Raw genomic sequence first — 12,400 nt, 5'->3', positions numbered from 1 at the left:
CATCACCAGGGTCGGTCGGCATGGCTGAGCGTTTCTCATCCTTGGCAGGCCGGGTTTTCGACGTGGTGGAGAACGAGGATGGCCTGCACCATTGCGGTCGTCCGGGAGGGGCTGCAGCGCAGCTTGGTCAGAATTTTCCAGGTCTTGAGGGTGGCGACGGCGCGTTCGCCGCGGCAGCGGATCCGGGCGTGGGCCTTGCAAACCGCTCCATGCACCGTCTGTGCCATAAAATAGTCACCACACAGGCGAATCGGTTCTCAGCGCCGCCACAGCGAAGTTCACGGAGACATCGGCTTCTTAAGAGAAAGGTGGGAGCCGGCTGTCCGTGGTGTATCTGCGCGGGCGCACCGCCCGTGCAGGCGCGCCGGAGTCGATCCGGTTGTGATGGCGTTGCGTACTCCAGAACATTTCAAGGAGGGCTCGGCATCGCAAGCCACCCCCTGGCACAGCCAGCTCCAGGGCGATAGCCGGTAAGAGGATGACATGACACTTCCGGACTCATTCCCGACCGCTCGAGAAAGTGGCCGACCAGATCGAGGGGACATGGCCGAAGTGCCTGCCCTGCACCTGCAAAGGGCCTTTAGATGGCAGGCGATACTTCGGATCGCCATCGTTGTTGCACTCACGGCAGACTTGGCAGTGTTTCCGCCGTCTGAGCAGATGCAGATTTCGGTGACGCTGGCTGCCGTCTATGCTCTATGGACCTTTGGAATGCTCTGGGCGTCCTGGAGATCGCGCAGGCCGTATCCAAGCTGGGTATATCCACTGGTCGACCTGGCTTTGCTCACCGCATTGATAGCAATTTCCGGCGATTTTTCTGACCCGAACTGGAGCTCGCCGGTATCTGCTGACATTTTTCTCTTCATACCCGTCCTCGCCTCGTTCCAGATGCGGCCGGTTCTTACTGCGGCATCTGGAGTGCTCGCAGCGGCGAGCTACGCCGTCGGTACTGCCGTCGGCCATCTGCAGCAGCCGTACTGGAATTTCATACTCATGCACACCCTGTTCATTCTTGTGGTTTGTGCGGGCTGTGTACTTCTGTCGGATGTCCAGCAGCACAGGGTGAGGGCGATAAGAGAGTTGGCGGAACATCGCCTATGGCTGCTGGACCGGATCATGGCGACGGAGGAGAGGGAACAGCGCAAAATTGCGGAAGTGCTGCACGATGGCGCATTGCAGAACGTTCTGGCGGCCAGGCACTCCATCGACGAAGCGGCATGCAGCCCCGGGGTGACCGATGCGCTGCAGCGTGCCGATCAGGCTCTTGCCGCGGCAAGCAAGCAGCTCCGCTCGTCGGTACGCACCCTGCATCCTGAAGTCCTCGTTTCAGGGGGGCTGGTGCCCGCTCTGCAGCATCTGACTCAACAGGCTTCCGAGCGCGGGAGATTTCACGGAGAGGTTCGGTCCAGCATCGCGTCTGCAGGTTCTGTGGATCGACCGCTCTACTGGCTGGCTCGCGAAATTCTGGAGAATGCCGTGAAGCATGCGCAAGCAAATAATGTCATCGTGACCTTGCAGCAGAACGATTCAGCGAGTGTTAAACTCTCGATTTCTGATGACGGTGTAGGGATATCCAACGAATGCTTGGCCAGGAGTCTCTCGTCAGGCCATATCGGGATCGCTTCGCACCGTGCGCGAATCGAGGGCCTGGGAGGTGTTTTCACCCTCCGAAGAAATGCATCAGGCGGCACGACGGCCGAAGCCGTTGTACCAGTGGAATGAGCGATGGTTTCTTGCATCGCGCCCTGCAGGGTGATTTGGTGATCATTCCAGCAGGCCTCGCCGCATGGCTTCCGCAACCGCTGCGGCGCGATCCGACACCTGTAGTTTCTCGTAGAGGTGCTGAGCGTGCGTCTTGACCGTGCTCGTACCGAGGATCAGTTCTTTGGCGATCTGCGGAATGCTGAGTCCCCGGGCCATACCGTTCAGGACCTGGCTTTCCCGCTCGCTGAGGGTCGGCGAATTCTGGGATCGCCTCATGCGGATTTCGTCGGCCAGCCCTCCTGTCACTTCGGGTGGCACGACAGTTTTACCCTGTGAGATCGCCCGCACCGCTTCCACGACTTCCGAGCGTTTGCTGTCTTTGGTCAGGAACCCCGCAGCTCCTTCTTCCAATGCACGGTAGACAGAGGAGCTGTCGGTGAAAGCGGAAAGCATGAGAACCCGGGTGTCAACTCGGTCCCGAACCAGGGCGTGAAGCACTGCGATTCCGTCAAGTTCAGGCATGCGCAAATCCAGCACGGCGACTTGTGGAATTTCTCGGCGAATGATCTCCAGCGCATCCCGGCCGTTCTCCGCCTCGGCCACGACATCAATGAACCCACTTAGTTGCAGCGCGCGCGAGATGCCCTCACGAAACAAGGGATGGTCGTCGGAAATTACCACTCGGATGCGAGGAGGGCTTGGCGTTGCCACGGCAATCCCGACCTTTCGTCTGCGCTTTTACTGCTTTACGATCGCCGGCAAGTTTTCGATGACTCTTACCAAGGTATATGAGCCCCTGCTGCCGGGCCATGTGTGGCTCGTTGCCGTAATGCGGGGAGACATGAGGGGGTCAGTGACGGGTCCTCAGCGGACGGCGGCCGTCTCCCGCCGTGCGGCGGCCCGGGCCGCCCTGGAACCGAACAACGTGATCGTCACGACGCCCAGCATCGCCAGCAGGCCGACCCCTACCGTTCCGGACCAGCCGGCCACGTGGAAGGCAGTGGCACCCACCGTGCTACCGACGCTGGAGCCGATGTAGTAGGCGGACTGGTAGAGGCCGGAGGCCTGGGCGCGACCGTGGGTGGCCGTCTTGCTGACCGTCGAGGCGGCGACCGCGTGGCCGGCGAAGAAGCCCGCCGTGATCAGGACCATGCCCAGCAGGACCAGCGGGAGAGTGCCGAGGAGGGAGATCAGCAGGCCCGCCGCCGTCGTGGCGGCCGCCAGACAGAGGGCGCCCCGGCGGCCCAGGCGGTTCACCAGCCGGCCCGCCGCCGACGCCGAGACCGTACCCACCAGGTACACCAGGAAGACCGAGCCGATGATGCCCTGGGGGAGCGAGAAGGGGGCGCCGGTCAGGCGGTAGCCGATGACCGTGTAGACACCGCCGAACACCGTCATGAACAGTGCGCCGATCACATAGAGGCGGCGCAGCAGTGGGTCGGTGAGGTGGTCGCGGACCGTGCGGGCAAGTGTGCGGGGGTGCAGGGAGCCCGCTTTGAAGTGCTTCGGTGCCGGCAGCAGCAGCCGGAAGGCCACCGCACACGCCACCGCGATCACGCCGATCACCCCGACGGCCACCCGCCAGCCCCACTCCTGGGCGACCCAGCCGGTGACGACTCGGCCGCTCATGCCGCCCACGCTGTTGCCGGCCACGAACAGGCCGATCGCCGTGACCAGGGCCCTGGGGCGGACCTCCTCCGCGAGGTAGGCCTGTGCCGACGCAGGCAGGCCGGCCAACGCGGCGCCCTGCAGCGCCCGCAGCACGATCAGCGTGCCCAGCGACGGCGCGAACGGCACCAGCAGGCCGACTGTCACCGCGACCGCCAGCGACGCCGTCATCACCGTGCGCCGCCCGAATCGCTCCGACAGAGCGCTCATCGGCACGACGAACACCGCCAGCCCGCCCGTCGCGGCCGCCACCGTCCAGCTCGCCTCGCTCGCCGTCGCCCGGAACTCTCCGGAGATCAGCGGCAGCAGCGCCTGCGTGGAGTACAGCAGGACGAAGGTCGCGGCACCCGCGAGGAAGAGGGCGAGGTTCATCCGGCGGTAGCCGGGACCGCCCGGGGCCATCCGGGAATCGGATGCGGCGCCCACGGCGGTGGACACCTCGGGATCGGCAGGAGACATGCTTTGACTGTAGGAATCATCCGATTCATCCGTCTAATGTACGTATTCTTCATAATCGTTCCCATGGTGCATCAGCACAGGTCACAAGGCCGCCTTTCGTGAACGAGTGACACAGAAGACACCGGTCAGGCGGGCTGACGGAGGAGGCGCCCGATGCACGATTGGATCTTGGTGAGGAGTCCGATGACGGGTTCGTCGTCGCGGATCGTCCTACGCACATGGGTGTCACCGTCCGGGCGTGTTGCCAGTTCGCGCAGACGCTGGGTGTGGAGCCCCTCGAGGTACAGACGCATGTCGTCGAGGGCGTCGGCCAGGGCTGCTGCGTGGGCGGTCCGTTCGTCGGCCTGTGGCGCGGTCAGGGCTGCGGGAGCGTGTGTGCCGTAGTCAGAAAGCCCTGGGATGAGGGCTGCCTGCCGTGTGGAGTGAGCGGTCAGGGCGGTGAGATGTTCCATGAGCGTGGCCAGGACGGCGAGAGTGGTGGAGGCATCCGAGACGGCCCTGGGGTCGTGGCCGGGCTCCCGGCGCGCGTGCTGCTGTGAGGTCTGAGCTTTGGCCAGGATGCTTTCGGCTCTGCGGCGGGTCTGGTCCGTCGAGGGGCTGCGGGGGTGGGTCAGCCGGTTCAGCGCCGCGTCCAGGTAGGCGGCGACTGCCCGTGTCGCTTCGGTGGTCTGTTCGGTGAGGCGGTCGTGGTCCCAGGTGGGCCAGAGCAGGTAGCCGCCGAGGAGTGCGGCGACGCTGCCGAGAACGGTCATGGCGATTCGCTCAAGGGCGGAGCCCCAGTCGCCTGGCTGGGTCACGTCGCCGATCAGCAGCACCAGCGGGGTGCCGAAGACGACCCAGAAGGCGTAGTTGACGGGCCTCAGGGCAAAGCCGGCACTGATGACGGCGAACAGCATGACCGCGAGGAGGGCGGGCTCCTTGACTCCGGCGATGATCAGGGCGGCGCAAGTGCCGCCGACCAGGTTGCCGGTGATGCGCTGGCCGGCGCGTTCGAGGGTGGCGCCGTACTGAGGGCGCAGGACTCTCAGGACGGCCAGGGTCGCCCATTCGCCGTGCGGAAGGCGAGCTGCCCATACCAGGGTGAACACGGCGGCGGCGACGGCTGTGACGCGTAGGGCGTGGCGGTATGCGGAGGAGCTGAATGTCATGGTCGCGCGCAGGCGCGCCGCGTCAAAGGGAGCCTGCGGGGCTGGAGCCGGGTGAATGCGCGTGCCGGCCACGCCTCGAAGGGTGCGGGCGTGATGGTGTGCGGTGCCGGTCGCGGTGCGGATGCGAGCCAGCAGTCGGCGCTGGCGCCCGGCCTTGGCCACCGCGGGGTAGGGCTCCTGCCCGGTGGCCGCGCGCGAACGCAGCCTGTCGCAGGCGAGGGTGAGCGTCGCCATCGCGTCGGCCATGTCCTTCAGGGAGGTTCCGCGGCCCGGGCGGCGAGTGAGCAGGCCGGCCACCTGGGCGATCTGGTCGGCCAGCGCCCGGCTTGCAGCGGTGAACGGCTCAAGAACGGCCTGGGGCGGGGCGCCGGTCTCCGCGAGCGCCGCGGTGAGGTCGACCAGCACGGATGCCTGGCGCAGCAGCGGGGCAACGAGGGAGGCCAGATACTCGTCGCCGTCCGGGCCGTGCAGTGCCTGCGCTGCTTGTTCCGCTCGCCGCAGTGCGGCCACTGCGCGTGCATGGTCGCCACCCGGCCGGTGGGAGGCGGCGGCGATCCGATCGAGGTGTCGGCCGGTCTCCCGAAAAGGCTCGGCGACAGCGGCCAGCACACTTCGCAGGCGGGGCACCGGGGTGAGCAGACCGGTGGCAGCGGCGTACCAGAGCCCTCCGGCCAGCACGAGGAGGAACGCACGCACGGTTCCCACCGCGTCCGAACCGGCCTGTCCGGCGCCTGCCAGCAGGGCGGTTGCGGGCATCGTGCCCAGGCGGGCCACTGTCCCATGCACCGCCTGCCCCATCGCGGCGAGGAAGACCAGCGCCGTGAGCAGGGCCAGGGCGAGCGGGAACAGATCGGTCACCAGTTCCCCGGCCCAGAAAGCGAGCGCGTTGACGGCGCCGGCCACAGCCAGACCCGCGGTCCGCTGCCCGCGGGGGCCGCCCTTGTTGGTGAACGCCGCCACATACGCGCCCAGGCACGCCAGCGCGCCCGCCGCAGGATCACCGGCCGCCACGCCCACCAGCAGGGGAAAGCCGACGGCCACCCCATTGGTCAGTCCGGCGAGGGCCGCAGGCCTGCTGCCCGGGACCGGCTCGAACAGGCGGGCCCAGCTCCTGTGGCCGGTCAATCCCGCTGGAACCGGCCCATCAGCGCCGCCCGCTCCACGACATGACCCTCCATCGCCTCCTCCACCTCGGGCCGCCCGGCGGAGAGCGGCAGGTCCAGGACGGTGTCCAGCGCGTAGAGGGTGCAGAAGTACCGGTGCGGGCCGTCACCCGGCGGCGGTGCCGGACCGATCCACGGACTCTCAATCCTCATGTCGCCATACTCCGCCGCGCCGGACAAACAGGCCTGTTAGGCGCCCCCGACTCAGCCCGGGACAACCCGTCGCGGCACATGCCAGATTTGCTGCGACCGAGCCTCTACGACAGTCTTCGTGACCTGTGGCGGAGCAGCTTCGCGTCTGGACTGCGCCCCGGCGGGCACCGAAACCGCGGATGCCGCAATGGAGCGTGCTCAACCCAACTGTTCGGCCAGGCCCTCGACGGCTCCGCCGCCGCCCTCCAGTGCTTCCCCCGCCTGCCTGGAAGACGTTGACACCGCTCGCCAGGGCCCGGGCCGCCGGGTCCGCCGACGGCGGATGATCCGGGCTCATGGGCGCACTCCCCCGCCAGGAAACCTGCAGGTCAGCCGTATCGGGGCCAGCCACCGTCACCGTTGCGACCTTTGGAATTTCCGGCAGGGGCATGGTCCACTGGCCTGGGGGCCGGCCGCCGCCAGGCCGTCGGCACAACAGCCCACGGGGACCTTGTATGAAGGACCACGAACACCGGCACGGCCACGCCAGGGACGGCGAAACCCACGACGGACACAGCCATGGCGTGACCGCGGACGCGGACCGACGATGGCTGAGCCTTGCGCTGACCCTGATCGTGGTCTACATGTGCGGCGAGGTGGTCGTGGGTGTCCTGGCGCACTCGCTGGCGCTGATCTCAGACGCCGCGCACATGCTCACCGATGCGGCTTCCATCGTGTTGGCCCTGGTGGCGATGCGGTTGGCCAGCCGCCCCGCGCGCGGCGGCTACACCTACGGCCTCAAGCGAGCGGAGATCCTCTCAGCGCAGGCCAACGGCGTCACCCTGCTGGTGCTGTCAGCGTGGCTCGCGTACGAAGCGGTGCGCCGGCTGATCGCCCCGCCCGAGGTCACCGGCGGCCTGGTCGTGATCACGGCGCTCGTCGGAATCGTGGTCAATATCGCAGCGGGCTGGGCGATCGCCAAGGCCAACCGTTCCTCGCTGAACATCGAAGGTGCCTACCAGCACATCCTGACCGACCTGTACGGGTTCATCGCCACCGCCATTGCCGGCGCCGTCGTGCTGCTGACCGGATTCTTCCGCGCGGACGCGATCGCCTCGCTGTTCGTCGTGGTGCTGATGCTCAAGGCCGGGATCAGCCTGGTCCGCCAGTCCGGGCGGATCTTCCTGGAGGCCGCCCCGGCCGGCCTCGACCCTGACATCCTCGGCGGCCGCATGGCCGCCACCGAACAAGTCGTCGAGATCCACGACCTGCACATCTGGGAGATCACCTCCGGTCAGGCCGCTCTCTCCGCGCACGTCCTGGTCACCCCAGGCGGTGACTGCCACGCCGTGCGCCGAGCCCTTCAGCTGCACCTGCGCGAGGCGTACGGCATCAGCCATGCCACCTTGCAGGTCGACCACCTCGGCGAAGACCGCACCGGCACCGGCCCTCTCCTGCACATCACCACCCGCCCGGACGGCAGCGCCAAGGACGGCGGGGAGCCGCCGCACGAGGAAGACATCCACGGCCCGGTCCACCGCCCCGGTCCCCACACCCCCTGACCCGCCGAGGCGCGCCTGTTCTTGTGGGCGGCCGGCTTCACGTCACCATCGACGGGTTCGAAGGAACACACACCAGCACGAAGACCGTGGGACACGTCTGCTGCATCATGCGGTCTCGCCCCGGGCCGGTCCAGTGATCCGCACATTCAGGTTGCTCAGCACAGGCCCGCCACGGCCGAAGGCCCCGCCGCCGAACCTTCCGATGCACTGAACTCGGCACCCCGCGGAAGCTTTCTCCGCGAGGTGCCGAGTTCTGGGGACTCTTCAACGATCAGCCCTGGGTGCCACCCTGGGTGTTGCCGCCCCCGCCGCCCTGGGTGCCGCCCTGAGTGTTGCCGTTGCCGCCACCCTGCGTGCCGCCCTGGGTGTTCCCGTTGCCACCACCCTGCGTGCCGCCCTGAGTGTTCCCGTTGCCGTTGCCCTGGGTGCCACCCTGAGTGTTGCCGTTGCCACCACCCTGCGTGCCGCCCTGAGTGTTCCCGTTGCCGTTGCCCTGGGTGCCACCCTGAGTGTTGCCGTTGCCACCACCCTGCGTGCCGCCCTGAGTGTTGCCGTTGCCACCACCCTGCGTGCCGCCCTGGGTGTTGCCCATGCCGTTGCCCTGGGTACCGCCCTGGGTGTTCCCGTTTCCGTTGCCCTGCGTGCCGCCCTGGGTGTTGCCGCGACCGCCACCCTGCGTGCCACCCTGGGTGTTGCCGTTTCCGTTGCCCTGGGTACCGCCCTGGGTGTTCCCGTTACCGTTGCCCTGGGTACCGCCCTGGGTGTTGCCGCGACCGCCACCCTGCGTGCCGCCCTGGGTGTTGTGCTGGTGGTTCATGCTGGACGAATGCGCAGCTGCATGGTGCATGGGCGCGGCCTCGGCGCTGGCCACACCGACGGTTCCTGCGGCCAGTGCGGCGATGCAGGAAATCCCTGCGATGCGGGCCATGTGACGTCGAGTGTTGAACATGAGGAAACCTCGTTTTTCTAGGTGGACGAACTTTCGTAAATTCATTTCAGCTCGTCTGGCCTCTGCCGCGCGTCCCCTGATCAGAGGAGCAACAGGTTGATGTGTTCGTTGGCCGAGGAAAGAGAGGCTTGGCTGATGCTGCAGGCAGTAGGTCTTGACGGACCGCGTTGCCGTCTTCGTTGACCCGCAATGGAGCGGTCATCGACAGACCGCTGATGGGGACTTGGGCACCGGCTCCACTCAGCGGAGCGGTACGGGTTGGACGCGGATGTGGTCCTGCCGGGGCGGCTCTGCGGGCGGCGGCCTTTCCTGCGGACGAGCTTGCCGGCGCCCGGGCGTGATCGTGGACGTCGGCGGTGCCGAGGCAGGAATGCCTTCACGTAACGCGTAGGCACTCCGCTGAGTGGGTTGAACGCCTGCCTCTGACGGATCGGACACCGGCTGCCGGTGGCAGCTTGCACCGTCGGTCGTGCTGACGGGTGACGATGAGCATCGTCACCCACTCCCCCAGCACATGGGGAAACCAACGAGGCCCCCGGGGCTGTGGTGCGAAGACATCGGAATATCCCGCTCAACAGTTCGGGGGCCTCGCCGTCACGACAGCGGCCTCACCCGATCAGTGATCGACGTCAGAAGACTCGTTGTGAACGCCATGGGTGAAGCAGAAGGAGACGGGAGCGGCGCGGTGATGATGCGCCCTGCTGCCGAATTCCGGACACCCTGCGTGCCGCCCTGCGTGTTCCCGGTCCCGCCCTGCGTGCCGCCCTGCGTGTTCCCGGTCCCGCTTTGCGTGCCGCCCTGGGTATTGCCGGTCCCGCCCTGCGTGCCACCCTGGGTATTCCTGGTCCCACCCTGCGTGCCGCCCTGAGTGTTGCCGGTCCCACCCTGCGTGCCGCCCTGCGTGTTCCTGGTACCGCCCTGCGTGCCGCCCTGCGTGTTCCCGGTCCCGCCCTGCGTAGCGCCCTGGGTGTTGCCAGCACCGCCCTGCGTGTTCCCGGTGCCGCCCTGGGTGCCGCCCTGGGTGTTACCGATCTGAGTGTTATTGCTGTTGCCGTTCACCTCATTAAAAACATTTCCGTAAGACCCGCCGTTGTTGAAAACAACGGTAACTCCTGCGGGAGTTTCAGGATCGTTGCGGAGTTCCGCGGAAGCCTGGCCCGCCGTTGCGCCTGTCAGTGCCACGGCGGCGACAAAGGGCAGGGTTGCGTAGATACCAAACCTTTTCACAGCACCCCTTTCTTGTTGCAGATAGAGATAGGAATCTTTGTGGACTAAACTGTCGCAACACATCACTCCATAACTACAGCGACACGGCAATGTCACCCATACAGAGTGTTAAGCGGACTGCGCCTTGATTATGGGGTTTTATGAATGCGGGACCCCTTATGGCCCACCGGGGCCAGGCCGACGCCCTGCGGTGGACCCGGCCGGACTCATCGGGCTCGGCGACGCATTCGAGCTTGTCGCGGACAGCCGCCGCCCCGCGGCCGGGAGGTCCGAGCAACGCGTCGAGCATGTCCTGCTCGACCGGTCGGCTCCAGCCGCTCCAACTACTCCTGGGCGAGGCCTGCTTGGCGGCACGGTCGACCTGCTCGCGAACGCCGCCCGCCCCGCTCCAGAACGGTGAGGCCGTCGCGATCACGACCGTGTCGTACCGCCCTCGCCCTCCGGTACCAGGACCTCCAGGTGTCTTCTGCGCTGCTCAACGCAGTGACAGCGCCTCCTGCAGTTTGTTGTCGCGATCAACGACGTGCCGACAAGCAAAAAGGGAGCGAGAACTCGAGGAACTCTCCCCACGGCCGGATCCTCGGTTGGCTCTCTGGATTACATGCAGCGCATCGATGCGTTCACGGGGCTTTCCCCCATGACCGCCCCGCACATTCCGCATTACCGCTGCACTCCCGTCGCCAGGCCGTCGACCAGAAGATACGGAAGTATTATTCGACTGGCGCCCACGACAGGTTCGGCAGGGAGGTTCCTCGCCTCCGGCAGTGAACGTCCACGTGTTCGACATCCCGGGCGAGGCCAGGATGCCGGGTGGTGGCGCGTGGAGCATTCAGGACCTCCGCCCTCGGTATCGCCGTGGCCCGCTGGGAATTCGGCCTGTTCATCGACTTCGGCCCGACAGCCACAGTCCGAGCAGCGCGACTTTCTCGGTCACCGCGATCCGAAGAACCCGACTGGGCCGACCACCTGACCCGGCACCGTCAGGCCGGCCACGCGGCCGGCAGGCTACTTGTCCCCGCCCACTTCCGCCCAGGAGCGGCTGGCCGGCGAGCAGCGAACCGTGTGCGGAACCTGCGGCATGTCTCTGCCCCCATCGTCAGCGACCGGAGGCTGGGTGCTGTTACGGACGGTCTGCGGCCGACGTCCTGTCGCCGCCGCGGAAGCCTTCGTCTCTACGCTCGCGCCGGCCACCCAGGTACCTACCCCCCGCCCGAGTGGCTGGTCCAGCATGGCCGGACGGACACGGCCCCCTGCTCGGAAGCCTGGGTGAGTGAGGCGACTGTCGTGGTGACCCTGTTCTCGACCGACTCCCAGTCGCCGGGCTGGAGCCGAGCCGGGACGTACGTGTAGCTAATTCCAGCTACAGGGCCGCCCGAGTCTATATGTGGATTGCGGCGATCTTTTGCCATCGAAGTAAATTGACGGTAACGGGCTCAACGGAGGCCCTTGGGTCGTCCGGATCTAAAGTGTGGGTCTTTCTAGTGACAAGCGGTGTGGTTAGGCCCTTTATAGCCCACGATTCGAGTTGACTCAGCCGACGCGTGAGACCAGTATCGGGATTGTAACTTCGTCGCTGTGCAGGTATCCAGGCGCCCGATATTACAAAGCGCGGCGCTTCTCTTCCCGCGCACTGGCCTCCAGGGGCTGCACTGGCACTCGGCCCGGCAGCGGAGCTAAGCACCCGGCGGATCCAGCACCTTCAGGTGCGGGATGAAGGAATTCATGGTTATTGCGCTAGGCCTTCAATTGGCCGGACGTGTCTTCTGAGTGGCCGACAACACCACGATCGGATCGGACCACGCTCTGCGCATCGTATGACCAGACGCCGAAGCGAAGAATAGTGCTTAATACGGAAGAGAGGAGCACGCGCGTGCGGCAGACTCGGAAGCAGAAGATGGCGACAGCAATAGTGTCGGCGGCAATGGCTGGAGGAATAGCCGCCATCGGGGCCCCTGCCTCAGCGGCGCCGGCAGTGACTGGCACAGTTTCCCACGTCCAGACACTTGCCAGTAAAGGTACATCGCAGGCTCAGCCCCTGCTGCCGGACAAGCCGTGCAAGCAGAAACACTGCAATACCGGCAACACTCAGGGCGGCACGCAAGGCGGCAGGGGTGGCAACACCCAAGGCGGCACCCAGGGCGGCAGGGGTGGCAACACCCAGGGCGGCACGCAAGGTGGCGGCACCGGCAACACCCAGGGCGGCACCCAGGGCGGCGGCACCGGCAACACCCAGGGCGGCACCCAGGGCGGCGGCACCGGCAACACCCAAGGCGGCACCCAGGGCGGCGGCACCGGCAACACCCAAGGCGGCACACAGGGCGGCGGCACCGGCAACACCCAAGGCGGCACACAAGGTGGCGGCACCGGCAACACCCAAGGCGGCACCCA

At 66.6% G+C, this 12,400-nt stretch carries 9 protein-coding genes and 1 pseudogene; 3 read left to right on the top strand and 7 right to left on the bottom strand.

Annotation, left to right across the window (positions count from 1 at the left end; translation table 11 throughout):
• Positions 1 to 35: 35 nt before the first annotated feature.
• Positions 36 to 206: pseudogene (locus AQJ27_RS53165) on the bottom strand (IS5/IS1182 family transposase); the annotation flags it as partial.
• 337 nt (positions 207 to 543) lie between these two features.
• On the opposite strand from AQJ27_RS53165, the gene AQJ27_RS53160 reads away from it, so the two are divergent.
• Positions 544 to 1,722 carry a sensor histidine kinase gene (locus tag AQJ27_RS53160; RefSeq protein ID WP_159064518.1) on the top strand — a complete coding sequence of 393 codons (1,179 nt, stop codon included), beginning with the start codon at positions 544 to 546 and terminating at the stop codon, positions 1,720 to 1,722.
• A gap of 42 nt (positions 1,723 to 1,764) precedes the next feature.
• Here the strand turns inward: AQJ27_RS53160 and AQJ27_RS40010 are convergent, their stop codons facing one another.
• The 4 genes from AQJ27_RS40010 to AQJ27_RS39995 form a co-directional block, all read right to left on the bottom strand.
• Entirely contained in the window at positions 1,765 to 2,415 is a 651-nt protein-coding gene (locus tag AQJ27_RS40010) for a response regulator (RefSeq protein ID WP_079065594.1), read from the bottom strand.
• A gap of 153 nt (positions 2,416 to 2,568) precedes the next feature.
• Positions 2,569 to 3,831, bottom strand: a complete 1,263-nt coding sequence (locus tag AQJ27_RS40005) for an MFS transporter (RefSeq protein ID WP_067380247.1) — start codon at positions 3,829 to 3,831, stop codon at positions 2,569 to 2,571.
• A gap of 125 nt (positions 3,832 to 3,956) precedes the next feature.
• A complete protein-coding gene (locus AQJ27_RS40000) occupies positions 3,957 to 6,104 on the bottom strand; it encodes an FUSC family protein (RefSeq protein WP_096240444.1) in 2,148 nt (715 codons plus the stop codon).
• Positions 6,101 to 6,295, bottom strand: a complete 195-nt coding sequence (locus AQJ27_RS39995; RefSeq protein ID WP_067380241.1) for a hypothetical protein — start codon at positions 6,293 to 6,295, stop codon at positions 6,101 to 6,103. The genes AQJ27_RS40000 and AQJ27_RS39995 overlap by 4 nt, the downstream gene beginning before the upstream one ends.
• 494 nt (positions 6,296 to 6,789) lie before the next feature.
• On the opposite strand from AQJ27_RS39995, the gene AQJ27_RS39990 reads away from it, so the two are divergent.
• Positions 6,790 to 7,836, top strand: coding sequence for a cation diffusion facilitator family transporter (locus tag AQJ27_RS39990; RefSeq protein WP_067380238.1), 1,047 nt, complete (start codon positions 6,790 to 6,792; stop codon positions 7,834 to 7,836).
• Between the two features lie 271 nt (positions 7,837 to 8,107).
• On the opposite strand, the gene AQJ27_RS56740 is transcribed toward AQJ27_RS39990, so the two are convergent.
• Both AQJ27_RS56740 and AQJ27_RS56730 read right to left on the bottom strand, forming a co-directional pair.
• The gene (locus AQJ27_RS56740) at positions 8,108 to 8,764 is read right to left on the bottom strand and encodes a hypothetical protein (protein WP_067380235.1); all 657 of its coding nucleotides are present in this window, start codon (positions 8,762 to 8,764) and stop codon (positions 8,108 to 8,110) included.
• A 615-nt stretch (positions 8,765 to 9,379) separates the two neighbouring features.
• Positions 9,380 to 10,075, bottom strand: coding sequence for a hypothetical protein (locus tag AQJ27_RS56730; protein ID WP_159064516.1), 696 nt, complete (start codon positions 10,073 to 10,075; stop codon positions 9,380 to 9,382).
• A gap of 1,909 nt (positions 10,076 to 11,984) precedes the next feature.
• Between AQJ27_RS56730 and AQJ27_RS39980 the strand changes: the two genes are divergently transcribed.
• Positions 11,985 to 12,400: hypothetical protein (locus AQJ27_RS39980; protein ID WP_208948612.1), on the top strand; the 416-nt coding region annotated here is incomplete at its 3' end.

The sequence above is a fragment of the Streptomyces olivochromogenes genome (assembly GCF_001514115.1).
GTDB classification, from domain to species: Bacteria; Actinomycetota; Actinomycetes; order Streptomycetales; family Streptomycetaceae; genus Streptomyces; species Streptomyces olivochromogenes.
Note: the sequence above shows the minus strand (reverse complement) of the source record. Positions and strands in the feature narration are given on the sequence as shown.